Raw genomic sequence first — 18,562 nt, forward strand, 5'->3', positions numbered from 1 at the left:
TCAGCCCCGTCGCCGCGTGCGCCGCGACACCACCGCGCGCAGGATCCGCCGCCCCTCCGTCGACACCTCCAGTGCCGGGCGGATGCCGGCCGCGCCGTGACCGGCGAGGAGTTCCAGGACGGTGATCTGGCGGCGCAGTTCGGCGGCGACGAGGGGCGACATCCCCTCCGTACGGCCCTCGCGGCGGGCGTCGGCCAAGGACTCCCCGGCCTCGTCGGTGGCGGCGCCCTCGAGGAGCCGGTGGATCCGCAGCGCGGCGACGGAGCAGGCGTCGGCCCACACCCGCACGGCGGCATGGGACCGCGTCGCGGGGGCGGCGTCGAGCATCCGGCGGGCCAGCAGCGCGGCCTCGTCCGTGACAGAGGCCTCCGGCCCGAGGTCGCAGGCCCCCGCGTCACCGAGCTTGCTCCGCACCTGCTCCAGACGCTCGCCCCAGTCACCGCCGTCGGCGAGGTCCGCCCACAGGGGCCGCAGGACCTCGTCGTCGCCGCCCAGCAAGGGCAGACACCGATCCAAACAAGCCAACCCGCTGGCGGCCAGTCCGCGCTCGTCGGCCTGAGCGATCAGCTCCACCAGGCTCATTCAACGCCTCCCTCGCCGGGCGGTCCGCCCTTACGGAACCCGCACTTCCCCTTACTGCGTGCGACGGCGCCGGAGTGTCACAGGGGCACCACACCGAGCCGGTCGAGCAGCTGGAAGAAGAGGTTTTCGGCCATCTGGTCGGTCGTGGGGTCGGTGTCGGCGCCGAGTACGTCGAGCAGCGGCCGCTCCTCCACCGTGTGCCCGGCCTCGGCGGCCCAGTAGACGCCCCGCTCGGCGGCGTCCGAGGGCTGGAGGAAGTAGTCCTCCAGGGTCAGCCCCTCCTTGTCGGCCCCGAGGTACCCGGCCATCGCGGCCCGCCCCAGGCAGGTCGTCCACGCCCCGCTCTCCGGCGCCGCCGCCTCCACGACCACCGAGGCGCTGTCCATGACATACCCGAAGAGCGCGGGCGCCCCGGTCTCCAGGGCGAGGGCGTTCATGTTCCCGACGTCGCCGTCACCGCTCGGGTACTCCCACACCTGCCATCCACCGGGCGCCGACGCCCGCAGGGTCATCCCCTCGACGCCGGACAACGCCTTCGACTCCGCGAGCGGCCGCTCACCACGGCCCACGACGAAGTACCCCCAGTAACCCATCTCCGGTTCCCCCCGGCTGTTCGCTACGACTCGGCCCGAATACACCACAGTCGTACGCCCGTTCGCAGCCGTACGGGACAATCCGCCCCTGGAGCGCCCCCGGGTTCAGTCCAAACGGTCGGCGAGCGCCCTGAACTCCGTCCAGGACAGCTCCGGCTTCCCGGGATCCCACAGCTTCTGCACCGTCGCCCGCAGCGGCATCCGGATCCCGGCCGCGACCTGCGCCTGCGTCTGGGAGTTCGGAAGGTCGCACCACACCGCGAAGGAGCCGCCGAGGATCTGGCCGTCGTACTTCGTGGGCACCGCCCGCGTGCCGCGCACGACGAGCGGGGTCCACTGCTCGTAGATCCGCTGTCCGGTCGGATAGACGAAGGTCAGCGGCTGGCCGAGGACGTAGTACAGGAACTCGTCGTTGTAGTTGATCAGCTTTCGGCCCGCGCTCAGATACTCGGTCGGCAGCCGCGCGCCGATCTCCTTGCCCGTCCAGTACGCGACCTGGATGTCCTTGTCGGGCTGCACGGACGTACCCCGGAAGAAGCCGTCGTTCCAGGCCCGCGGGATCTTGTCGTGGGCGCGGACCGTGTCGGCGCGGTCGTTGAGCCAGCCGGTGGTGAGGTCGGCGACGGTCCCGCCGGAGCCGTAGGCCTCCCGCGCGGCACTGGCCAGCTGGGGGTAGGACGCCTCGGGGTCGGACACCATCAGCGCCCGGTACTCGTCGCCGCCGAGGTGCCACTGGCCGCCCGGGAAGAGGTCCGCGTACTCGTTCAGCAGGTCGTCGACGATCTCGCCGGCCTCCGGCTTGGAGATGTCGACCGCGCCGCGCGCCGCGACGCCCTGCGCGTTGCGCAACTGCAGATCGGGGTGCGCGTCGATGACCGCCCCCAGATGCCCGGGCGAGTCGATCTCGGGCACGACGGTGATGTGCCGGCCGGCCGCGAGGCCGACGATCTCCTTCACCTGCGCCTTGGTCAGGTGATCCCTCGACACGACCTCCGGGTGGGAGTCGGACTCGATCCGGAACCCCTGGTCGTCGGAGAAGTGCAGCCCGATCTGGTTGAACTTGAGGTCCCCCAGCTCCCGGACCCGGTCCTCGATCCAGTCCGCCGTGAAGTGCTTGCGCGCGATGTCCAGCATGAACCCGCGCACCGGCTTGGCCGGCTCGTCACGCACGACGCCCTCCGGCGCCGTACCGCCGCCGCGCACCTCCTGCTTGAGCGTGCGGGTGCCGTAGAACACACCCGCGTCCGCGGGCCCGCTGATGGTCACCCGCCCACCACGCACGGTCATCGTGTACGACTCCGGGTCGGCCCCCTCGTCACCACTCAGCGCCAGCCGTACGTCCCCGGCGCGCACGTCGTCCCTCTCACCCGCGTACGACAGCCCCAGCTCACCGGCGAGCAGCCGCCCCTCGTCGGCCAGGTCCCGGTCGCTCACCACGACCCGCAGCCCCTTCTCCGGGCTCCAGCCGGGACCGCGCGCCGGGGTGTGCGCGCGCACGGCGGGGATCGTGCGCGGGCTCTTGGACAGCGGGTACGAGCGCGTGGGCGACGGACTCGGGGTCTTCTCGCCGGCCTGCGGCGAGCCCGCGGACGTACCGCCGGAAGGCTGCCCCTGCGCCGACCCGGCGGGCCCGCTCTCATCACTGCCGCCGCCGGCCCACAGGCCGAGACCCACTCCGGCCCCCACCGTCACGACCACCGCGACGATCAGCACCCACGTCTGCTGCAACGCCCTCTTCGCCGACGCCCGGCCGTACTGACTCCGCCTGTGCTGACTCACGGCGCCAACCTAGGCCCTCCGGACACGTGCGTGCGTCCACCACGCGTTCCGAAACACTCCCGTTCGGATGAAATTCGGGCAACCGTCGGACACGTCACATCCACTCTCGATAACGTGACGTTACATCTCTCACAGCTCCCCCTGCCGAAACGCACGTGACGCCCACACACCTTCCTGGCCAAGTCGCCATATCCGAGCAGACCCGGGGCACGACGCCCGGCACGCGTTCCCCACTGGAGCACTTCAACACCGCTCCCGCGGCCGACGCCGTACACATCCTCCTCACCTGCCTCCACAGCCCCCACTGGGCCCACCGCATCGCCGACCACCGCCCCTACCCCACCCTGGACGCCCTCCTGGCGGCATCGGACGAGGCGGCGTACGACCTGACGCCGGGCGATCTGACGGAGGCGCTGGCGGAAGAGTCACTGCCGGTACTGCCGAAGGGCGCGTACTCCGCCGCCCGCATGGCACTGAGCGCGGCACACGCGGCATACGAGACCCGATTCGGACACAGGTTCGTCATCTGCTTGGACGACCTGTCCCCGAACGAGGCCCTCGACCGGGTCCTGGAGGGCATCCGGTCACGATTGACAAACGATCCGGAGGAAGAACGGACGGTGACGGCAGATGAACTCCGGCGCCTTGCAAGAGGGCGGCTGGTGAGTCACTTCAGGGGCGCGGGGAACTGCGCGACCAGCCCAAACAGTGCCGCACCCGGCAAATCACCGCACATCCCACCCCGGTAGCCACCCGACTGCACCCATCCGCATGCCACTTTGATCACACCCCCAACCCCCGGCTAAGCCCAGCGGCGGCGCATCGCTACGATGCTGGGGGCCGGTGGACCGTACCCGGCCGGGCCCGACCGACACAGAAAGCCGGCGCGGCCCCAATCCCCGCTCCCGGAGGGTTCTTCCGTGCCGGCTGGAACGCTGTACCGCGGCCGGGAAGGAATGTGGTCCTGGGTGGCTCACCGAGTCACCGGCGTCCTCATCTTCTTCTTCCTGTTCGTCCATGTACTGGACACCGCACTTGTCCGTGTCTCCCCCGAGGACTACGACAAGGTCGTAGCCACGTACAAGACGCCGATCGTCGCGCTACTGGAGTACGGCCTCGTCGCCGCCATCCTCTTCCACGCGCTCAACGGTCTGCGCGTCATCGCCGTCGACTTCTGGTCGAAGGGCCCGCGCTACCAGAAGCAGATGTTCTGGTCCGTCATGGGCCTGTGGGTCGTGCTGATGCTCGGGGCGATCTACCCCGTCCTCGGCCACGCCGCTCGTGAACTGTTCGGGAGCTGACGCCCATGTCCACCACCGAAACCACCGCGTCCGGAATCGGCCCCGTCGAGGGCCCCTCCGTCTACGGCGTCGACAACCCGGCCCCGGTTATCGAGGCCCCGCGCAAGCGCACCAAGAAGACCCCGAAGACCACGCGGGGCAACTTCGAGATGGCCGCGTGGCTGTTCATGCGGCTGTCCGGCATCGTGCTGGTCGTCCTGGTCATCGGCCACCTGCTGATCCAGCTGGTGCTCGACGGCGGCGTCTCCAAGATCGGCTTCGCGTTCGTGGCCGGCCGCTGGGCGTCGCCCTTCTGGCAGGTCTGGGACCTGCTGATGCTCTGGCTCGCGATGCTGCACGGCGCCAACGGCCTGCGCACGATCATCAACGACTACGCGGAGCGCCCGAACACCCGGCTGTGGCTCAAGGGCCTGCTCTACACCGCCACGGTGTTCACCATCCTGCTGGGCACGCTGGTGATCTTCACCTTCGACCCGAACATCCGCTAGGCACGGGGCTGCGAGAATCATGAAGATCCACAAGTACGACACCGTCATCGTCGGCGCCGGCGGCGCGGGCATGCGCGCGGCCATCGAGTCCACGAAGCGCAGCCGCACCGCGGTGCTCACCAAGCTCTACCCCACCCGCTCCCACACGGGCGCCGCGCAGGGCGGCATGGCCGCCGCGCTGGCCAACGTGGAGGAGGACAACTGGGAGTGGCACACCTTCGACACGGTCAAGGGCGGTGACTACCTGGTCGACCAGGACGCCGCCGAGATCCTGGCGAAGGAGGCCATCGACTCGGTCCTCGACCTGGAGAAGATGGGCCTGCCGTTCAACCGCACGCCGAACGGCACGATCGACCAGCGCCGCTTCGGCGGTCACAGCCGCAACCACGGCGAGGCCCCGGTCCGCCGCTCCTGCTACGCGGCCGACCGCACCGGCCACATGATCCTCCAGACGCTGTACCAGAACTGCGTGAAGGAGGGCGTGGAGTTCTTCAACGAGTTCTACGTCCTCGACCAGCTGATCACCGAGGTCGACGGCGTCAAGAAGTCGTCCGGCGTCGTCGCGTACGAGCTGGCGACCGGCGAGATCCACGTCTTCCAGGCGAAGGCCGTGATCTACGCGTCCGGCGGCTGCGGCAAGTTCTTCAAGGTGACGTCGAACGCGCACACGCTGACGGGCGACGGCCAGGCGGCGGTCTACCGCCGGGGCCTGCCGCTGGAGGACATGGAGTTCTTCCAGTTCCACCCGACCGGCATCTGGCGCATGGGCATCCTGCTGACGGAGGGCGCCCGCGGTGAGGGCGGCATCCTCCGCAACAAGGACGGCGAGCGCTTCATGGAGAAGTACGCGCCGGTGATGAAGGACCTGGCGTCGCGTGACGTCGTGTCCCGCTCGATCTACACGGAGATCCGGGAAGGCCGCGGCTGCGGCCCCGAGGGCGACCACGTCTACCTGGACCTCACCCACCTCCCGCCGGAGCAGCTGGACGCCAAGCTGCCCGACATCACGGAGTTCGCCCGCACCTACCTGGGCATCGAGCCGTACACGGACCCGATCCCGATCCAGCCCACCGCGCACTACGCGATGGGCGGCATCCCGACGAACGTCGAGGGCGAGGTCCTCGCCGACAACACGACGGTCGTCCCGGGCCTGTTCGCGGCCGGCGAGGTCGCCTGCGTCTCGGTCCACGGCGCGAACCGCCTCGGCACCAACTCGCTGCTGGACATCAACGTGTTCGGCAAGCGGGCCGGTATCGCGGCCGCCGAGTACTCGCAGAGGGCCGACTTCGTCGAGCTGCCCGAGGACCCCGCGCGGCTGGTGCTCGACCAGGTGGAGCGGCTCCGCGACGCCACCGGCACCGAGCGGGTCTCGGTGCTGAGGCGCGAGCTGCAGGAGACCATGGACGCGAACGTCATGGTGTTCCGCACCGAGCAGACGATCAAAACAGCGGTGGAGAAGATCGCGGAACTCCGCGAGCGCTACCTGAACGTCTCGATCCAGGACAAGGGCAAGCGGTTCAACACCGACCTCCTGGAGGCCATCGAGCTGGGCAACCTGCTCGACCTCGCCGAGGTCATGGCGGTGTCGGCCCTGGCCCGCAAGGAGTCCCGCGGCGGCCACTACCGCGAGGACTACCCGAACCGCGACGACGTCAACTTCATGCGCCACACCATGGCGTACCGCGAGGTGGGCGACGACGGCACCGAGTCCATCCGTCTCGACTACAAGCCGGTCGTCCAGACCCGCTACCAGCCGATGGAGCGTAAGTACTGATGGCAACCCCGACCCTGGACAAGGCGGACGCGGCAGGCAGCCCCGAGCCCGGTTTCGCCGACTCCCCGTACATCACGGCCACCTTCCGCATCCGCCGCTTCAACTCCGAGGTCTCGGCGGAGGCGACCTGGGAAGACTTCCAGCTGGAGATCGACCCGAAGGAGCGCGTCCTCGACGCCCTGCACAAGATCAAGTGGGAGCAGGACGGCACGCTGACCTTCCGCCGCTCCTGCGCCCACGGCATCTGCGGCTCCGACGCCATGCGGATCAACGGCAAGAACCGTCTGGCCTGCAAGACGCTGATCAAGGACATCAACCCGGAGAAGCCGATCACGGTCGAGGCCATAAAGGGCCTGACGGTCCTCAAGGACCTGGTCGTGGACATGGAGCCGTTCTTCCAGGCGTACAGGGACGTCATGCCGTTCCTGATCACGAAGGACACGAACGAGCCGACGCGCGAGCGCCTGCAGTCCGCCGAGGACCGGGAACGCTTCGACGACACGACGAAGTGCATCCTGTGCGCCGCGTGCACGTCGTCCTGCCCGGTCTTCTGGAACGACGGCCAGTACTTCGGCCCGGCGGCGATCGTGAACGCCCACCGCTTCATCTTCGACAGCCGTGACGAGGCGGGCGAGCAGCGCCTGGAGATCCTGAACGACCGCGACGGCGTGTGGCGCTGCCGCACGACCTTCAACTGCACGGACGCGTGCCCGCGAGGGATCGAGGTCACGAAGGCGATCCAGGAGGTCAAGCGGGCGTTGATCACGCGTCGCTACTGAGGTCGTTCGTCGGTCTCGTGCGTTTCTGGTTTTCGTACGTTTCTCGTTTTCGTACGTCCGTGAGGGCCCCGTTTCCCGGTGGAAGCGGGGCCCTCGGGCGTGCGGGGCCACGATCGGGTGAAGCGGTGGGAACGGGACTCGTGCGGCCCGCCCGGCCTACGATGATGCTCTCGGCACCAGCCCACAGGAGGCACCGATGTCCGCAGAAGCCGTCGAGCAGCAGCCGCACGACGACGTCTCTCTGACGGCCCTGGCCGAAGAGATCATGGAGCGCCATCCGGGGTATCGCGTCGAGATCATCGGAGGCCAGATCCTCGTGACCCCATCCCCGGGCGCTCCTCACGCCCGCGCTTTGACCAATCTTGTCCTTCCCTTCGCCGCGGCAGGGCTCCACGGCGGGGAGACCGAGGTCCTTCAGAACGTCAGCATCTGGCTTCCCGACACCCCTGACGACTTCGCGACGCCCGACCTCTGCGTCGTCGACGCCGACATCGACGACCACCACGTCGAGCGCAACTGCTACGACCCCGTCGTCTTCCGCCTGGTCCTGGAGGTGACCTCCAGCAATTGGAAGACGGACCTGCAGACCAAGGTCACCGCGTACGCCAACGCCGAGGTCCCGGTCTACGTGATCGTCGACCGCAAGCACCAGCGCCTCCACGTCCTCACCGATCCCGCGGAGGACGAGTACGCCACCCACCGCGTCCACGCCCCCGGCGAAGTGGTCGCCCTCCCCGACTCACTCGGGGCGAAGGTCACTCTGGACGTCGCCGAGATCCTCGCAGCGGGGCAGACGAAGAAGAACCCCTGACCTGATCAAGCCAGAGACGAAGGCATTCGGCCACTTTGCAGCGCAACTGCTGTTGCAGGAGAAACTCCTGTTGCGAGACTGCGCTCATGGCACTCCTGAGGAAAGCCGCCGCACTGCTCGCCACGGCGTCCGCGCTATTCGCAATTCCGCCCGCGGCCTCGGCGGCCCCCACCCCCCACGGAACCCTCGCCCGGGAGACCTTCGACCGCCTCCCCCTCGGCCCGGTCACGGCCGGCCGCGGCTGGACGACCGACGCATCCAACGGCACCCTGACTGTCGCCCCGAGCACCACCGGCCACGGCCGCGAACTCCGCATCCGCACCGAGGGCAACGGCCGCGCGTTCCTCGTCTTCCCCGACCTCGCCCCGCCGGGCAACAGCTACTGGGCCCGCATGCGCCTACGCGTCGCCGACTTCCCCACGGCCCCCGACTGGGCCCACTGGACGATCGCGGAGGCATCGGGCTCGGACTCCCCGACCCTGGTCCGCCCGCTGGGCGGCCAGTACGCCCCCACCGACCGGGGCAACTTCTTCGGCGTCGGCTCCGACCTCGGCCCGACGGGCGACTGGACGGCCTGGAAGACATCCGCACCCGCGGTCGCCGGGAAGTGGCAGTGCGCCGAATTCCACCTGGACGCCACGGACAACCGGGTCACGGTGTACCTGAACGGTGTGGAGCAGTCCGACTTGACGGTCTCCACGAAGAACCACGGCGGCACCACGGACGACTTCGTCTTCCCGACCTTCGACAAGCTGAAGCTGGGCTGGCAGCTGTACCAGGCGGACCCGACTCCGTCGTCGTACGACGTCCGGCTGGACGACATTGCGGTGAGTACGCGGCGGGTGGGCGGGTGCGGGGCCTGACGGCCGGCCCGTCGTCGCGGTGATCGCCCGGTGACAGCCCCCTCACCTCAACGAGCGGCAACGCGGCGCAGGCCGTGACCGCAGCCGGACCTGGGGTGTAACCCGACGGTTCGATAGCGCTCACGGCCTGGGCGGTGAGCGGGCGGACGGCGGCTGACTCCGGTGCGGTCCACGCAGCGATCATCCACGAAGCCGCCCTTCGCATGCGGTTCGGTGGCCGGGAGGTGGCCCGCGCCCAGTTGGACCACCTCGTCAAGATGAGCGAGCAGCCGCACATCGCTCTCCGGGTGATCCCCTTCGACGGAACGGCGTTCCCCACCGTCGGCCACGGGCTGGACTACGTCTACGGCCCCGTACCCGCTCTCGACACGGCACAGCTCGACGCGGCACACGGCAGCGAACTCATCGACTCCGTCGCACAGTTGGCCAAGTATCGACTCATCCTGGACCGTATGGAGGAGGCCACCCTTGAACCCACCCAGTCTCGCGACCTCATCCACCACATCGCCCAAGACACCTGAAAGCCGAGCCGTGACCGAACTCAACTGGCAGAAGTCCACGTACAGCGAAGAAGCATCCTCCTGCGTCTACCTCGCCGCTACCCCCACCGGAACGGTTCTCCTCCGCGAGAGCGACGAACCGGAGACGATCCTCACCACCGGCCCAGACCAACTCCGCGCCCTGATAGCAGCCCTCAGACTCGGCACGGCAATAGCAATACGGACGTAGCCCAGCTCAATAAATCCACATCAGACGGGATGCTCGACATCGAACCGCAAGGGCCTGAATGCCGCGATAGATAATTACCTCGCAAACACGAGTACCATCTACCCAATTCACTCAGCGGTGCCGAACTTTGCAATCTTGCTCAATTGCGCCCTGATGAGATCATCTGGAATCGTGGCCGACTTCTTCCCGTCCGGCCCTTTTGACGTGTTGGACTCATGAAACATCGCGACCGTCGTGCCTTTTCGGACCACCACCACTGCATGGGGAACCCTGAGCGACTCGCCATCCGGATACGCAAATATCTGAACAAGCCGCAAGGCGACGGATTCATCTCCGTATTCAGGGTCAGGCTGCACTTCTCCATCGCCGTAGTCGAAGGACTGTTCAACGTCTTTGAATGCCGTGCATTTCTCAGCTGCCACACGGAATGCTCGCACCGCCCGCTTTGCATCGTCGACCCTGTGCGATGCAAGAGTCATAACTGCACCAGAGCCCGCACCTTCCGGACTGAACATCCGATGGACACGGGCATTGGCAGGGTAGGCACTGCTGCTCTGGCCCAACGTCTGGACAATCGGACTGCAATCAGCAGGAACTGCTGTCCTATCAGAAGGATAGGTGCTCTGCGGCATCCAACCCATCACGTCGTATCCGTCGCGGTCAGAGAGCGCCACTCTATTCAGATCCGTCTCGGTCCACGGATTTGGCGAAATGCTGTTCGCCGGCGGATTCCTGCCATTTGAATTCACAGTTTCGCTCGCGATGCCCGGATATTCCTCTGGGCTCTCCGACACCGACCTCGCGTCCCCTGACTCTGCGTGGCCACGTCCAGACAAGGCAAGGATTCCCGCGAGAACCACTGCGGCCTTGTGCACCTGCTTGATCACGTCACCCCTTCACTTACGGGGCGCAATACAGACCTCAAGCTGTCGATCGCAGCCTGAGCCTCTTCCTTCTCGCCAGCGTCGACCCAGCTCCTCCAGAACCAGCCGTCTGCGGGCAACGTCACTTCCAGCGCCTGAATCGCGGACGAGGCGAGGGCGGGAGCAATCGGCTGCGCCAGCCATTCCGTAATGCTCGGATAGTCCTCGTTCCAGGTCAAAGAACGTCCCGCTGGAACATTTGCCGCAACCACAGCAGCAGCAGCCGTTACCTCCTCAGGCAGCACAGAGGAGTTTGCACTACCGCCCGCCTCGATGGCGGCACGGAACGTACGCTCGACAACCGCCAGTCGCTGCGGTGCGGATTGTTCTTCCAGCTCATCGAGGAAGTCCTCAGCGGTGTCACTGTCGAACGGACCCGATCCCCAGGTTCCCATCACAAACTCCAGTAGAGACTTACGGCAGGTATCCGCCGGTTGGAACTTCGATCTCTGGGTCTCTTCTATTCAAGAGGGTCCCACCGCTCTCCTTTACCCCTTCCATCATCGTCTGCTCTATACGGCGAATCGTTGTTTTACTCGTACCGCCGGGCAAAGTGAAGTAAGTGACGTTCACGACGTCGTCCGCCGTGTATCCAGCTCTGCGGACCGCATGTTTGGACCGCATCGACTTATTCACTCGCTCTCTGATGCTTGCGGTAGAGCTCCCTACGTACTTCGTCCCGTCATTTAGGTGAATGGTGTAGATGCCCGGCTCCTCAGAGACGTCGAACCGCGTTCCCGGCAGCGCTCCTGGCCCGCAATTCGAATTGTGGACCAGGACCGGGGTCTCCCCCGCCAGCACATAGTACGTGTGCAGGTCTTCAACTGTGAGGTTGTACGTCCGCGCGTGCTTGGTGAACGCGCGGTTGCCCGTGACAATGACGGTGTCGCCGTCATCAGTCAGCAGGGTCATGCCCGGCTTGAGGTCACCGGCCGTGACCCAGTCGCGCTCGGATGGAGACCAGAAGGGGTGCTCGTGCGTGGCCGTTAGCTCTTCGGCGCCGTCCTCGGTGGCAATGGACAGCTCATTGAAGTACTTATCGCTCTCAGTACGGATGAGCCGGGTCACCTTACGGGGACCGCTCTCTCCGTTCTCGGGGTCTGTGGCCTGGACCTCGTCCCCAACCTTGATGTCTTCGATGTCCTTCGTGGTGCCGTCGGCCATTAGGACGTCCGTACCGGCCAGGAAGCACTTGCAGCCAGCGGCTCCCTTGAACCCCTTCACTCCCCTGCCGCCGCTGATCAATGCAGCTGCGAAGCTTTCGATCAGTTTGCCTCGGTCATACGCCCGGGCGTCTGCCTCACACACGCTGAAATTCTCGATGCAGTAAGTGGCGGCTATACGCTTGGCCTCTGCCACGTCGTCGCTGCGCAGCAGGAACCTGTAGGCCTTGGCGCAGGCCAGCCGACCGAAGCACGCATTGCTCTGGCCGCTGTTCTCATAGATGGGGTTGGACCAGTAATTGCCATCCGGCGCGTGTCCGTTCGGGCTGCTCTCCGAGAAAATGTTCTGGAGACTCTGGGTGTCGTTCGTGACCGGAGTCTGGCTCGCTATCCAGTCCGAGGTGGCCTTCTCGTCCTGCTCGTCCTGCTGCGGGGTTCCGCCGCTGTCAGTGTTCTGGCCATAGCCGTCGCAAATGTCCTTCGGGCATAGCCCGGTGGGGTCGCTCTTGCTGATGGGACTGTTATTGCTGTAGGCATACCCGTTCATCTGCAGCGGATCCGCGATGTCGATGATCGGGTCCGCCGAGAGGAAACGGCCTGAGTTCTGGTCGTACTCGCGTGCTCCGATGTGCGTGAGCCCCGTGGCCGCGTCGTCAATCCCCACGCCCAAATAGCTGCGCTTGTTCGGCCAGTTGGCCGGCTTCGGCCCACGCAGCTCGCCATACGGTTTGAAGGCCCGGCGCGTCACCGGCTGGGTGCCGGACAGCTCGACCGTCGTGTTCGCCGTGCCCAGATGGTCGGCGATCATCGCGTTGAGCTTGTGGCCCGTCGTCGCGCCGTTGGTTGTGGTGCGGACCACCGTGGGGGCGCCGGCCTGGGCGTACGAGCGTGAGGCGCGGGTGATCGTGCCCGCTGTGTTTGTCGTCAGCTCCGTCTCGCCCAGGTACAGCGTCGAGCCCGTCGTCGAGTTCTCCAGCAGGCGGTTGCCGTCGGCGTCGTAGACGTACGTCGTCTTGTTACCGTCGTCGGTGATCGAGTCGAGTTTGTTTTCCGGCGACCAGACCAGGTTCTGGGTGGTGTTGTGGAGATCGCGGACCTGGGTGTTGCCCGTCGCGTCGTAGGTGTAGGCACTGTCCCGGCCCGTTGGGCTGGAGGTGATCCACGTCATCGTGTGCGGCTGGGTCTTGTATGACGGGGTCGTGCCGTTGCCGGTGACCGTCTTGCCGTAGCCGTACGAGTAGGTGACGTTCTTGGTCGCGTCCGCCGGGTCGTACTCGGTCATCTTCGCCCGGTTGCCGATCCAGTCGAAGGTGTATGACTGGCGGTAGGCCGTCGCGCCCGTCGACACCGTGGCGGCGTCCGGGGCCGCTGCGGCGAGGGTCGAGGCCAGGGAGTTGTCGGGGGCCGACGCGTCCGCCTCCGCGTCCGGGGCGTCCGCCACCGGGCCCGACGAGAACGCGTACGAAGTGCGCGGGCCCCACGTCCTGCCGTTCGCCGCCTTGCAGCCAGTGCCGTTGCCGTCCGGTTCGAGCTGCGACGTCCAGGCGTTCACCAGTTCGCCCATCACGTCGTACGTGAAGCACTGGGTGTCCCACGCCGTACCGGCCGCGTCCGCCAGCTCACGGGCGTTGGAGGTGATCGTGCCCGACGCGTCGTAGGAGTAGTAGCTGTCCGTGATGCGGTGTGGGCCCGCCGTCTCCCGGTCGGTGACCGTGCGCTGGAGGCGGCCCGTGTGGGGGTCGACGAAGTTCGTCGTCCACACGCGGGCTGGCTGAGAGCCGGAGACCGTGCGCAGGACCTCGCCGTACGGCGAGTAGGTGGCGTCGGCTGTGTACCAGCTCTGGCCCGAGGTCGACTCCGCGAGGCCGTCGCCGTTGTAGCGGGTGACGACCTTCTCCTTGGCCAGGCCGCCCTTGGCCGGCAGGGTGACCGACTCTGGCTTGCCCGTGGGTGTGTAGGTGTACGTGTAGGAGTACGTGCCGGAGAGGCCCGTCGTCATCGCGTTGGCCGGGATGACCGTCTCGCTGCCTGTGGCGCGGGAAGCGGCGTCGTAGCCGGTGACGCGGTTGACGTAGTCACCGGTGTCCGTGTGGCGGATGGACTCCGAGGGCTGGCCGATGCCGCCGGGGGCCTCGTCGTACTTGAACTCCTTGACGGGGGTAGCGGTTGCCGAGCCATGCCGGACGTATCTGGCCCGGCCGAGGATGTCGTACTCGGTGAAGGTCTCCTGACCGCGTGCGTTCTTGACGCGGTTGGGGCGGTCGGCCGCGTCGTACCACGTGTCCGTGGTGCCGGTGTCGGGGTCGGTGGCGGACGTCACTCGGCCCCGGGCGTCATAGGTGTAGGACCAGACGTTGCCCGCCGGGTCGGTGACCTTGTGGCGGTTGCCCCGGGCGTCGTACTCGTACGCGGTCGTGCGCACGGCGGTCGTGGTGGAGGAGTCCTGGGCGAAGTGCCTGACGGACGTGACCCGGCCGAGAGCGTCGAAGTACGTCCTCGTGATCGGGGCCGTCGAGCCCGGCGGGTTCACCTTGGTGCTGACCTCGTCGTACCAGCGGAACGTCTCGTACTTGTACGCGCCGCCGTGGTAGACCGACGCGCGGTGCTCGCGCTCCAGACCGTCGTAGCGGTACTGGGTCGACATGGGGATCAGCGACTCGGACCTGGGTGCGAACAGTTCCGTGCTCGGCTCGCCCTTCGCGAGGTAGCCACCGGTCTTCTCGACGACCAGGCCGTGGTCGTTGTAGTCGGTGTCCACGATGATCCGGCCGGGGCCGTGGGCCTCGGTCTGCTTCTGGACCTCGCGCATCAGGCCGTCGTAGAGGGTGATCTCGCGGGCGTAGGAGCCGTCGTCCTTGAGTGTGCTGACGGTTACCGCGGCCGGGCGGTTCTCGCTCTGGGAGGCGATGGCCGGGGCGTAGTCGATGACGACGTTCGGTGATTTTCCGCCCGAGGAGCGTGACGGGGACCAGCCCTTCACCAGCCGGCCGAGGGCGTCGTATTCGGTGCGCGTCACTCGGCTGTTGGCATCGGTGACCGTGAGCGGCAGGCCGCGTCCGGGGTCGTAGGCCGCGGTGACGGCATGGTCCTTGGCGTTGAACGTCTTGGTCTGGGTGACCGGGCCGCCCGTCGCGGGGGTGTACTGCGTCTCAGTGGTGCCCGCGCCGGGCTTGGTGACCGTGCGGACGCGGCCGAGGTCGTCGTATGTCGTGTTGGTGACGACGGAGTACGAGGCGCCGGCGCCGTCGATCTCGGCCATCGAGGTGATCTGGCCCTTGGTCGGCGTCGCGCCGTAGGCCAGCCCGTCGTAGGTGTTCCTCACGGCCGACTTGAGCTTCGTCGCCGGGTCGGCGGTGTCGTAGCCGGCGCAGGACGTGCCCGTGGTGCGCTGCTCCTTGGGCAGGCCGATCAGCCAGGCCGTGGTGTTGTGCAGATATGCCGTCTTGGTGCAGGTCTGGTCGGAGAGCACCTCGGAGGTGCCGCTCGGTCGGACGACCGCCGTCTCCACCTGGATGGGGAGGCCGTAGGTGTCGTCGGGCGTGGTGAGGGTACGGACGGCACGCCAGCTTGTGCCGATCGTCTGGATTTCGTCCGATCGTTTGACGCCCGTGCGGTGGGCGAGCAGCGGGTCCGCGGTCGTCGCGTCCTCGTTCTCCCGGGCGCGGGAGGCGGTCTGCTTGGACCAGGGGTGGTTCAGGACGCGCTTGAGGATCTTGCCGTCGGAGTCGACGTAGGTGATGGTCTCGGCGGTCATGCCGGCGTACTGCGGCGCGTCGTCCGACAGCAGTGTGTACGTGCCGGTGGAGTCCTTGACCTCGCCGCCGGTGCCCTGGAAGTAGCGTGTCACGGACTGCGACTGGGTCTGCGGGACGCCCACCTCGGAGGTCGACCTGCTGCCCTTGGTGACCTTGACCTGGCGGTAGCCACGCCAGTCGCTGTAGGTGCGCAGTGCGGGGCGGGTGAACTCGTCGTCGGACTTCGCCCAAGCCGGGCCCGAGTACGTGTACTTGCTGACGACGGGCCGGCCGTGCGACGTGACCTTGTCAACCTCTGTGACGTAAGCCACGACGTACTTGTTGAACCACGACTTCGCGGGGGTCTTCTCGTCGCCGTCCGGCGACCAGCGCACCGGGTAGCAGGTGCCGTTGCTCTTGCCCTTGTCCTCCGCAGGCTCGGCGGCGCAGCCGCCGGTGTACTCGACCTCGATGTCGCCGCCGTACTCGGTGGAGACCGTGCCGATGCGGGGGCGGGTGAAGCCGGGGCGCTGGTCGGTCTTGCCCTTCAGCACCAGGTTGGGCAGCTGGCGGTCCTTCAGCCGGGTGCGGAGAGGCGAGGTGGCGCCGACCGTGTAGTGCGCGAAGCTGATGCCGTCCTTGGACTGGAGGGTGCCGGTGGTGTCGCCGGGGGCGTAGCCGGTTCGGGTGATCGAGTTGAGCCAGAGGCCGGGCGAGGTGTCGTACCAGTCCTCCGGGAAGGACTGGCGCAGGGTGTACTTGTCGACCGGACCGAGGCCGGTCTGGCCCGCGCGGGCCGCCTTCGTCGTCACCGTGTCCAGGCGTATCTGCGTCCAGAACGACGGGAACGGCGGGCAGAGTTTGGAGGTGGACTTGCAGTTGAGGTTGCCGGGGGTGTCCCACCAGGGGCGGTAGGCACCCGGGTCGTCGGTCTTGGCGAAGTTGGTCGCGGCGCACGCCGTCTCCGACCTCAGGCAGCGTTGTTTGACGCCGAAGTCCACGGTCGCCGACGGCTTGGTCATGCTGTCCGGGCGCATGCCGTACTCGATGGAGGACGGGTAGGCGTAACGGTCGTACTGTTCGGGCGACGTGAACTTCTTGCGGACTGCGTAGTGGTTCGTCTCCTGCGTCCAGTTGACGATCATCGTGTTGCCGTGGACGTCGACGACCTTGTCCAGGCCCCAGCGCCAGGCCTGCCGTTTGCCCGCGCCGCAGCGGGAGTCGGCGAAGGCGGTGGCGTGGCAGGGCTCGCCCGGGTGATTGCCGAAGACGGGGACGGTGGAGACGGACTTGGTGATGGCGTGGCCGCCGCCGACGGTGTTCTGGCCGTAGTAGTACTGGGTGCCGTCGGTGGTGGTGACGACCCAGTATTCGCCGTTGTTGTCGTCGTTCGTGCCGCCGACGCGGTGTTCGACGCGTGTGCCGTCGTCCTGCTGGGGGCGGTAGATCTCGGTGTCCTTCTCCGGGTCGCTGCCTGACGCGGCGTCCCGGACGAGTTCGGTGGTCTTGCCGCCCAGCGACATCACCGCGTTGTACGACACCCAGCACAGGTCGGACGTCTTGTCCTTCTTGGCCGTGTTGTTGGGGGTGCCGGCCTTGAGTGGCTTGCGGTCGTCCTGGCAGGAGCGGTAGCGGCGCTCGATGGAGCCGGGGTCGTAGGACCAGCCTTCGCCGATCCAGGAGGCCTGGGGTGAGGACACCGCCGTACGGCCGTCGACTGTCTGGGAGTTGTAGTCGAAGGAGATCTTGGGCGCCGGGCCGGCGGGCGAACTCGGCACGGTCAGCGGATAGGACCAGGCGAACGCGCCCGACGATCCTCCCGCCTCCCACTTTCCGTCCGAGGCCAGGGGCGTGGCCTTGAAGGTGCCACCTCCACCGTTGCCGGAGTCGACGGCGCCGACGACCGCCGTACTGCTGCCCACGACCGCGGCGGGAATCGCCGAGGCGGGCTTCCGGTAAGACGCTTGGACGACACCGGAGCCGGGGGACGGTGAGGGCGTCGTCGAGGCCGGTGTCACCGTGCCGTCGGCCGCCGGGTCGACCGTGGCGGTGAGGGACTTCGACGCCGTGTCGTTCGTCGTCTCCAGTTCCTCGTACGTCTGACAGGCCTCGTCGTCCGGCGTCGTCAGGTAGCAGTCGGGGAACTGCACGAAACGCAGGCGGGAGGCCCAGTCGGCGCCGTAGAGGCTCTTGAACCTGGAGTAGTCGAGCTTGACGGAGACGGGGACCGAGCCGGTGGTGGGAGCCTCCACGACCAGTACGGCGCCGTCCACGCCCTGGCCGGTCGTGGAGGTGCGCTCCGGGATGGTGACCTGCCAGGTGCCCGTCGGCGCCGGCTGGTCGGGGGCCTGGCCGAGGCTGACGGGCAGGGTGCCGGCGGGGCTCAGCGCTGTCTGTTCCGCGCTCGCGAAGGCCGTTCGGGCGGAAGCCGGTGTCGTGGTCGTGCCGAAGACGACGGAGCCCGTCCCGACGGGCGTGGTCGTCGTGTTGGTCGGTGCCGCGAGCAGGTCCTGAGGGACATCGGCCCGCAGCGTCTCCAGGTGCCTACTGGATTCCTTGCCGGGAACCAGCGCCTCCTGCTCAAGTTCCTCAAGCGTCAGCGATTCGCGCCCGATCTCCTCCTTCGCGGGGTTCGGGGGCACGGCCAGCGCCTGCGCAGGGAGCAGTCCGACCAACAGCGCGGCAGCCGTGACCGGCACGGCCGTGCGCGCCAGGCGACGCCTGCGGGTATGCGAAAGTCGATCGAACACGACAGGGTCCCCCGGACCACTTGGAGCGGGACCGATGACGGACCACGCGTGACGACTTAGCAGACAGCGCAGATTCTGTGATCACACTGTGAAGAAGCACCAGAGGGGGTGGGGCGATGTGATGATCATCGCGGCACGCAATGGATCACTACGCTACGAATGCATCCGAAAGCTGAATAGAGCTTGACGGTGCAATAAACAGTCACCAATTCCCCTTCAGCTGATGACGTTTGCCCCCGTTTGCGCCTCCGCCTCGGTCGCTCGACGCACCTCGTCCTTCAGGCGGCCCCTGC

At 67.3% G+C, this 18,562-nt stretch carries 15 protein-coding genes; 9 read left to right on the top strand and 6 right to left on the bottom strand.

Features of this window, described 5'->3' with window-relative positions; translation table 11 throughout:
• The 3 genes from ABT063_RS17005 to ABT063_RS17015 all read right to left on the bottom strand — a co-directional run bounded on the left by ABT063_RS17005 (position 1) and on the right by ABT063_RS17015 (position 2,954).
• A complete protein-coding gene (locus ABT063_RS17005) occupies positions 1-582 on the bottom strand; it encodes a hypothetical protein (protein ID WP_351058130.1) in 582 nt (193 codons plus the stop codon).
• 77 nt (positions 583-659) lie between these two features.
• Positions 660-1,175 (bottom strand): hypothetical protein, encoded by a 516-nt coding sequence (locus tag ABT063_RS17010; RefSeq protein WP_351058131.1) that lies wholly within the window; start codon positions 1,173-1,175, stop codon positions 660-662.
• Positions 1,176-1,280: 105 nt separating this feature from the next.
• Entirely contained in the window at positions 1,281-2,954 is a 1,674-nt protein-coding gene (locus ABT063_RS17015) for a beta-N-acetylhexosaminidase (RefSeq protein WP_502990827.1), read from the bottom strand.
• A gap of 155 nt (positions 2,955-3,109) precedes the next feature.
• On the opposite strand from ABT063_RS17015, the gene ABT063_RS17020 reads away from it, so the two are divergent.
• From ABT063_RS17020 to ABT063_RS17060, 9 genes are all read left to right on the top strand, one after another.
• Positions 3,110-3,703, top strand: a complete 594-nt coding sequence (locus ABT063_RS17020) for a 2-oxo-4-hydroxy-4-carboxy-5-ureidoimidazoline decarboxylase (protein WP_351058132.1) — start codon at positions 3,110-3,112, stop codon at positions 3,701-3,703.
• A gap of 171 nt (positions 3,704-3,874) precedes the next feature.
• Positions 3,875-4,255 (top strand): succinate dehydrogenase, cytochrome b556 subunit, encoded by a 381-nt coding sequence (gene sdhC, locus ABT063_RS17025; RefSeq protein ID WP_216377600.1) that lies wholly within the window; start codon positions 3,875-3,877, stop codon positions 4,253-4,255.
• Positions 4,256-4,260: 5 nt separating this feature from the next.
• Complete coding sequence (locus ABT063_RS17030) at positions 4,261-4,743, top strand: succinate dehydrogenase hydrophobic membrane anchor subunit (RefSeq protein ID WP_351058133.1); 483 nt, start codon at positions 4,261-4,263, stop codon at positions 4,741-4,743.
• Between the two features lie 19 nt (positions 4,744-4,762).
• On the top strand, positions 4,763-6,517 hold the full coding sequence (gene sdhA, locus ABT063_RS17035) for a succinate dehydrogenase flavoprotein subunit (protein WP_351058134.1): 1,755 nt from the start codon (positions 4,763-4,765) through the stop codon (positions 6,515-6,517).
• Positions 6,517-7,296: a succinate dehydrogenase iron-sulfur subunit gene (locus ABT063_RS17040; RefSeq protein ID WP_351058135.1), complete on the top strand. Its 780-nt coding sequence runs from the start codon at positions 6,517-6,519 to the stop codon at positions 7,294-7,296. Before sdhA ends, ABT063_RS17040 begins: the two co-directional genes overlap by 1 nt.
• A gap of 196 nt (positions 7,297-7,492) precedes the next feature.
• Positions 7,493-8,107: a Uma2 family endonuclease gene (locus ABT063_RS17045; protein ID WP_351058136.1), complete on the top strand. Its 615-nt coding sequence runs from the start codon at positions 7,493-7,495 to the stop codon at positions 8,105-8,107.
• An 86-nt stretch (positions 8,108-8,193) separates the two neighbouring features.
• Positions 8,194-8,970: a hypothetical protein gene (locus ABT063_RS17050; protein WP_351058137.1), complete on the top strand. Its 777-nt coding sequence runs from the start codon at positions 8,194-8,196 to the stop codon at positions 8,968-8,970.
• Positions 8,971-9,104: 134 nt separating this feature from the next.
• Positions 9,105-9,491: a DUF5753 domain-containing protein gene (locus tag ABT063_RS17055; RefSeq protein WP_351058138.1), complete on the top strand. Its 387-nt coding sequence runs from the start codon at positions 9,105-9,107 to the stop codon at positions 9,489-9,491.
• A gap of 10 nt (positions 9,492-9,501) precedes the next feature.
• Positions 9,502-9,699 carry a DUF397 domain-containing protein gene (locus tag ABT063_RS17060; RefSeq protein ID WP_351058139.1) on the top strand — a complete coding sequence of 66 codons (198 nt, stop codon included), beginning with the start codon at positions 9,502-9,504 and terminating at the stop codon, positions 9,697-9,699.
• Between the two features lie 107 nt (positions 9,700-9,806).
• Here the strand turns inward: ABT063_RS17060 and ABT063_RS17065 are convergent, their stop codons facing one another.
• From ABT063_RS17065 to ABT063_RS17075, 3 genes are read right to left on the bottom strand one after another with little or no spacing between them, the layout of a single operon-like run.
• Complete coding sequence (locus tag ABT063_RS17065) at positions 9,807-10,586, bottom strand: hypothetical protein (protein ID WP_351058140.1); 780 nt, start codon at positions 10,584-10,586, stop codon at positions 9,807-9,809.
• The gene (locus tag ABT063_RS17070; RefSeq protein WP_351058141.1) at positions 10,583-11,017 is read right to left on the bottom strand and encodes a DUF4259 domain-containing protein; all 435 of its coding nucleotides are present in this window, start codon (positions 11,015-11,017) and stop codon (positions 10,583-10,585) included. The genes ABT063_RS17065 and ABT063_RS17070 overlap by 4 nt, the downstream gene beginning before the upstream one ends.
• 19 nt (positions 11,018-11,036) lie before the next feature.
• On the bottom strand, positions 11,037-18,269 hold the full coding sequence (locus ABT063_RS17075) for a polymorphic toxin-type HINT domain-containing protein (protein ID WP_502990828.1): 7,233 nt from the start codon (positions 18,267-18,269) through the stop codon (positions 11,037-11,039).
• Between the last annotated feature and the right edge of the window lie 293 nt (positions 18,270-18,562).

Origin of the sequence: Streptomyces sp. NPDC002838 (genome assembly GCF_040295365.1) — a bacterium.
Lineage (GTDB): Bacteria > Actinomycetota > Actinomycetes > Streptomycetales > Streptomycetaceae > Streptomyces.

Excerpts from the sequence above, each read along its gene's own strand:
- ABT063_RS17005 (WP_351058130.1), bottom strand. The coding sequence starts at position 582 with ATGAGCCTGGTGGAGCTGATCGCTCAGGCCGACGAGCGCGGACTGGCC.
- ABT063_RS17010 (WP_351058131.1), bottom strand. The coding sequence starts at position 1,175 with ATGGGTTACTGGGGGTACTTCGTCGTGGGCCGTGGTGAGCGGCCGCTC.
- ABT063_RS17030 (WP_351058133.1), top strand. The coding sequence starts at position 4,261 with ATGTCCACCACCGAAACCACCGCGTCCGGAATCGGCCCCGTCGAGGGC.
- sdhA (WP_351058134.1), top strand. The coding sequence starts at position 4,763 with ATGAAGATCCACAAGTACGACACCGTCATCGTCGGCGCCGGCGGCGCG.
- ABT063_RS17040 (WP_351058135.1), top strand. The coding sequence starts at position 6,517 with ATGGCAACCCCGACCCTGGACAAGGCGGACGCGGCAGGCAGCCCCGAG.
- ABT063_RS17045 (WP_351058136.1), top strand. The coding sequence starts at position 7,493 with ATGTCCGCAGAAGCCGTCGAGCAGCAGCCGCACGACGACGTCTCTCTG.
- ABT063_RS17050 (WP_351058137.1), top strand. The coding sequence starts at position 8,194 with ATGGCACTCCTGAGGAAAGCCGCCGCACTGCTCGCCACGGCGTCCGCG.
- ABT063_RS17070 (WP_351058141.1), bottom strand. The coding sequence starts at position 11,017 with ATGGGAACCTGGGGATCGGGTCCGTTCGACAGTGACACCGCTGAGGAC.